Origin of the sequence: Fodinibius sp. (assembly GCF_041642155.1) — a bacterium.
GTDB lineage: Bacteria > Bacteroidota > Rhodothermia > Balneolales > Balneolaceae > Fodinibius.
In genome coordinates this window covers 1-5175 of the sequence record NZ_JBEPWZ010000221.1, presented here as the reverse complement: position 1 = coordinate 5175, position 5175 = coordinate 1, and the positions used below count along the sequence as shown (strand labels likewise).

Sequence of the window (5175 nt, the reverse complement as noted above, 5' to 3'; positions counted from 1 at the left end):
ATATCGATGTCTTCCTGGGAAAGGGGTTTCTTTTTAACCCGGCCCGTTTCATAGAACGGCATATCCAGGAAATGAAGCCGGTCTTCGGGAATACCACAATACCGTCCCGCTGCTTTGGCCTCTCCCTTGCGTATGAGTCCTTTGATATGTTTTATCTCATCGGTATCCACCTGGGTCGGCGCTTTCTCGTCCAGAAACTGTTTGATATCCTCCAGCATTTTATCCGCTTCTTCCTGTTCCATATCAAACATATCATTATAGTCGGAGACAAAGTCCACGAAGCGGATCACGTCATCATCAAAAACCGCGATATTGCCGGACGTTTGATAAGCGACATGAACCTCGTGCCCGTGCTCTACCAGGCGAATAAGCGTACCGCCCATAGAAATGACATCATCATCGGGATGGGGGCTGAATACAAGAGCCCGCTTTGGAAAAGGTTGGGCACGTTCCGGTCGGTTGGTATCGTCGGCATTGGGTTTTCCGCCCGGCCAACCGGTAATGGTATGCTGCAATTCATTAAAGACTTTAAGATTGATATCGTAAGCCGGACCGTATTCCGTAAGCAGGTCCCCCATGCCGTGCTCGTTATAGTCTTCATCGGTGAGCTTGAGTACCGGTTTGTCCACTTCCTGGCAAAGCCAGACCACCGCCTTGCGAATGAGCTGTCCGTCCCAGTCACAGGAGGTAAGCAACCAGGGCGTCTTCCGGCGCGTAAGCTTTTCGGCGGAGGCGTCGTCCAAAATAACCTCAGCGTTATCATGCTCCTGAAGATACGTGGCCGGAACCTGCTCGCGAATTTTTCCTTCAACAGCCTCCCGGATGATCGGAGCCTTCCCCTCGCCCCACGCCATCAGGATAACCCGTTCGGCATCCAAAATAGTGCCTACGCCCATGGTAATAGCGCGTCGCGGTACGTTTTCTTCCCCAAAAAAGTCGCTGGCGGCATCTTTGCGGGTAATGCGATCAAGGGTGATTAGCCGCGTACGGGAGTCTGGTCGAGAACCCGGCTCATTAAATCCGATGTGTCCTGTTCGGCCAATACCAAGCAGCTGAATATCCAGTCCGCCGGCCTGGCGAATCTTTTCCTCATATTGGCGGCAATAATCGGTAATGGTTTCTTCGGGCAGGGTACCGTCGGGAATATGAACCTGTTCCTCCGGTATATCGATATGATCGAACAGGTGTTCATTCATAAATCGAACATAGCTTTGCAGGGAGTGAGGCTCCATGGGATAGTATTCATCCAGATTGAAGGTAATGACATTCTTGAAAGAAAGTCCCTCTTCTTTGTGCAGGCGGATCAGCTCGGAATAAACTTGGGTAGGAGTGGAACCAGTTGCCAGTCCCAAAACGGTATTTTTCCCCTCTTTGTTACGCTGCCGTATAAGGTCCGCCACTTCTCCGGCGACCTCTTTGGAAGCGTCGGAAGCACTGCTGTAAATAGTTGTTGGTATGTGTTCGTAGTAGGTTACTTTTTCAGTTTCGTTATAGTAATTCATGGACAATTTTTTTAATTACGGATACCAGCTGTACAAAACTACTGATAGTAACTTTGGGGTTACAAAAAAAATGTTCTATAATTTGAATTCGTAAATAACGCTATTTTGAGCGAAATGTAAATGACAAATAATAGATAAAAAGGGAAGAGTTGGAGTTTTCTTTCGTCGACTACGTCGTTATTTTTGTATATCTTGTGGGGGTAGCTTATATAGGGGTTCGTATTGCCGGACAGCAGGCATCAACAGTAGATTATTTTTTGGGAGGACATGATATTCCCTGGTGGGCTGTTCTGTTTTCAGTAGTAGCAACCGAAACAAGTACTCTTACTTTTATAAGTGTTCCTGCTGTAGCCTATGGAGGTAATCTGACTTTTTTACAGATAACGCTGGGCTATATTTTGGGACGCATTATTGTCAGTTTACTCTTTCTGCCTTCCTACGTTGAAGGGAATATGACAACTGCCTATCAATTTTTAAAAGAGCGTTTTGGCAGTGCTATGCGTAATGCAGCCAGTACCACATTTATGGTTACCCGATTGCTTGCAGACGGTGTACGTTTATTTGCCACCGCTATACCATTGGCCATAATCATGCGGTTGGGTGGGGCTTTTATGGGGTGGAGCGATTTTGAAGTCTATTTGTTGGCTATTGCAGCTATAGCGGTCGTTACGCTTATATATACCCTTATCGGTGGTATTAAAGCGGTGGTTTGGATGGATGTAATGCAGATGGCCGTTTATGTGGGGGGAGCTATTTTTGCCGGAGCGATTATGATTTCGGATTTGCCGGAGGGGATAGGTGGAACCCTCAGTATGGCAGCCGAAGCGGATAAGCTTCAACTTTTTGATTTCGGATTTGACCTTTCTTTTACTGAATTTATTGCTCAGCCGTATACCTTTTTTACGGCTTTAATTGGTGGAGCCGTTTTTTCTGTTGCTTCCCACGGTACCGATCAGCTTATTGTACAGCGCCTACTTACTACCCGAAATACAAAAAACAGTCAGAAGGCACTGGTATGGAGCGGGGTAGTAGTAGCACTGCAATTTGGACTCTTTTTATTTATCGGATTGTTGCTATATGCCTTTTATGATGCGCAGTCGGCTAACGAACTGGGGCTGGCTACCAACGACGAAATTTTTGCCAAGTTTATTGTTGAAGAACTCCCCATAGGCTTTTCTGGCCTTATAGTAGCTTCCCTGTTTGCTGCTGCAATGAGTAGTCTCAGTTCATCCCTTAATTCGCTTGCTTCTTCTACTACCTTTGATCTTTACAAACCATACTTCGGAAGGGGTAATACTCAGGGTGAGGATTTATACGCCTCCCGGATTATTACGGTCGTTTGGGCCATCATTTTAACTGGTTCGGCCTTTTTCTTTGCTTTCTTGCAGCTGCAAGAGGGGGAACGTCCCGCTGTTGTGGAATTGGGACTCGGTATCGCTTCCTATACCTATGGTGGATTGCTGGGAGCGTTCCTGTTAGGCAGGCTGTTTACAAAGCCGGATAAACAGGATGCAATGATCGGCTTTTTCGCGGGATTAATCTCACTTCTTTTTATGGTGGAGGGTCCGATTCACAACCTGCTGCCCGGCGAGCCTCTGGCCATTGCCTGGCCGCTCTATACGTTGGTAGGCAGTCTTATCGTTGTGGTTGTGGGATCGCTTTCAGCACGTATTCGAAATCACTAATTTACACTGTTATGAGAGCAATGGTCTTACATAAGGCGAATGAACCTCTGCGTCTTGAAGAGGTGAATAAGCCCTCCCCGGATAATCGGCAGGTACTGATTAGGGTGCAGGCGTGCGGGGTTTGCCGCACCGATCTCCATATTCTGGATGGTGATCTTGAAGATCCAGATCTACCGCTTATTCCTGGTCATCAGATCGTCGGTGTAGTGGAGGAAGCAGGACACGCCACTCGGAAATTTCAAAAAGGAGATAAAATTGGGGTGCCATGGCTGGGGCAGACCTGCGGAGAGTGTGGATTCTGCCGGAGAGGAGAAGAGAATTTGTGTGACGAAGCCCGGTTTACCGGATATGATATTAACGGCGGGTTTGCTGAGTTTACCGTTGCCGACGAGCGTTACTGTTTCCCTATTCCCGAATCTTATGATGCTCATCAGGCCGCCCCACTGCTCTGCGCGGGACTGATTGGGTATCGGGCACTGCGAATGGCTGGCGAAAGCGACAGAATAGGACTTTATGGTTTCGGCTCCTCAGCTCATATCCTTACTCAGCTGATTGTCCATCAGGGACGGAAGGCATATGCCTTTACCCGCCCGGGAGATGACGCGGGGCAGCAGTTTGCACGAAAACGGGGGGCCGTCTGGGCCGGAGGATCAGAAACGCTGCCACCCGAACCACTGGATGCGGCTATTATTTTTGCTCCAGTTGGCGCTTTGGTACCCCAGGCACTTAAAAGTGTGAGAAAAGGCGGCCGGGTGGTATGCGCCGGCATCCATATGAGCGATATTCCTTCCTTCTCTTATAAGATTCTCTGGGGTGAACGGAGTATAAAATCGGTGGCGAATCTTACGACGCGTGATGGGGAAGAGTTTATGGAGCTGGCTCCACAGATTCCTGTCCGCAGCAATATAACGGTGTACCCGCTGGACCAGGCAAATGAGGCTCTTAATGATTTAAGGGATGGAAATTTTGAGGGATCGGCGGTAATCACCATTGCATCAGATGAATAACCAATCTCTCTGCAAATGTATAGAACAGTATTTTTTGGGATTTCACTACTAGCCGGCATAATCGTGAGCTGTTCTCCGGATTCAGCTCCGTCGGATCAATTCGCCCGTATTCCAGCCATTGATTCGCTGATCCAGAGGGAGATTGCCGCCGATCATATCCCGGGAGCGGTTATCCAGATCAAAAAAAGCGATTCGGTTTTACATCGTGCGGCCTATGGCTATGCACAAAAATACAATTATGGCCTGAAGCGCCTGGAAGATCCCGTACAAATGACCACCGGACATCTCTTTGATCTGGCATCTCTGACTAAAGTTATGGCCACTACACTTGGCATTATGATTATGGCTGATAATGATGCTCTGGATTTGGATGATCCTGTTCATAAATATTTACCGGAATTTAAAAAAGGAGAAAAGTCGGAGATTACCATTCGTCACTTGTTAATGCATACTTCCGGACTGCCACAGTGGGTGCCGACCTATTATCACGCTTCAAATGCCCAGGAGCGGTATCAATATATCGCTTCAATACCGCTAAAGTGGCCGGTGGGAGCGGAACGTCACTATAGCGATCTCGGTTTTATGCTGTTGGGGGATATTATTGAAAAGATTTCAGGCCAGCGGCTGGATGAGTATTTGGAAAAAGAATTATATACCCCTTTAAACCTTGAGCATACAACCTTTAATCCTCTCAATAATAAAGGGCTCAAGGTAGAAGCTATCGCTGCAACCTCTCACGGTAATCCTTTTGAAAAGCAGATGGTATACGATGATTCTTTTGGGTATCAAGTGGATGTGGATCCCGAATTCTGGAATAATTGGAGGGAGTATACGCTTCGAGGCGAGGTAAATGACGGCAATTCCTGGTATGCGAACAATGGCGTAGCGGGTCATGCCGGACTTTTTTCCACTATAGATGATTTACAGGTGCTCGTTGACCTGCTGCTTGAAAGAGGTAAAGTGAACGGAAGAACCTTCATC

The 5175-nt window shown here is 47.6% G+C and carries 4 protein-coding genes; 3 read left to right on the top strand and 1 reads right to left on the bottom strand.

Annotation, left to right across the window (positions count from 1 at the left end):
* Positions 1 to 1502 (bottom strand): glucosamine-6-phosphate deaminase (nagB, locus tag ACESLU_RS11425; RefSeq protein ID WP_372638779.1); only part of this gene is annotated, 1502 nt, incomplete at its 3' end.
* A 149-nt stretch (positions 1503 to 1651) separates the two neighbouring features.
* Here nagB and ACESLU_RS11420 point away from each other — a divergent pair.
* The 3 genes from ACESLU_RS11420 to ACESLU_RS11410 all read left to right on the top strand — a co-directional run.
* Positions 1652 to 3187, top strand: a complete 1536-nt coding sequence (locus ACESLU_RS11420; RefSeq protein ID WP_372638778.1) for a sodium:solute symporter — start codon at positions 1652 to 1654, stop codon at positions 3185 to 3187.
* 11 nt (positions 3188 to 3198) lie between these two features.
* Positions 3199 to 4194, top strand: coding sequence for a zinc-dependent alcohol dehydrogenase family protein (locus tag ACESLU_RS11415; protein ID WP_372638777.1), 996 nt, complete (start codon positions 3199 to 3201; stop codon positions 4192 to 4194).
* Positions 4195 to 4257: 63 nt separating this feature from the next.
* Positions 4258 to 5175, top strand: a 918-nt coding sequence (locus ACESLU_RS11410) for a serine hydrolase (RefSeq protein WP_372638776.1), incomplete at its 3' end; no start/stop codon positions are given.